This window comes from Vibrio sp. 1069 (genome assembly GCF_033340555.1).
This window is the reverse complement of the sequence record NZ_JAWOWP010000400.1, coordinates 1-690: the sequence shown is the minus strand read 5'-3', so window position 1 is coordinate 690 and position 690 is coordinate 1. Positions and strand designations below refer to the sequence as shown.

Here is a 690-nt window from a genome sequence, read left to right as displayed (position 1 = left end):
GCTTGAGTTCCTGTTGGCTATTGTAATCGGCGCGCATTCGCCATAGTAAATCGTACATAGCTTTGTCTTGGCTGACTTGCGCCATACGAACGACCACTGCTGTGGACGGTAGCCAACTGGTGACATTCGCTTGAGTTAACTGCGTCGTTAAGGCTTTTAACGCACTTGGCGATAAGCTATCTAGCTCACGAATGAGCAAGGATTCTCTCGTCTGAATTTGTTGAGACGTCCCCGTTAACCACTGCTGCAGGTTTAACTCTTTTCGTTCAGCTTGCAGCACAAAATCTAACGTGCTTTGGTCTTGTTTCCAACGCTTAATTAAACGACTCGCAATCGCTGGGTAATTGAATGCGGGTACACTGAATTCATAGCCATCGCCTCGCTCCAACATTTGATACGTGGGTGTCAAACGAACTTGCGATTCCACGAACAGTGCCATGCGCGGGGTAAGTATGATGTTTTGCTGTTCTAATTTTTCCAACAGGCGAAAACGCACCACTTCTTGCTGAGGAAAAGCGAGCCGATCGAGGGAAAATTTAAGCGAATCAACCTCATCTCTGACCACGTACTCAAGGAGTTCAGAAACTTTGGTTTGAATTTGAGTATCCTGAAGCCACTGTTCTACCACAGACTCCTGCATTTCCTTCGCAGAAACGGCCACGGGTAGAGTGAGCAGTGACAAGCTCAGGA

Annotated in this window: 1 protein-coding gene; it reads right to left on the bottom strand. The window is 47.4% G+C overall.

The window, feature by feature from the left end; genetic code table 11:
* Nucleotides 1-688 (bottom strand): hypothetical protein (locus R7040_RS26775; protein ID WP_318097633.1); only part of this gene is annotated, 688 nt, incomplete at its 3' end.
* Between the last annotated feature and the right edge of the window lie 2 nt (nucleotides 689-690).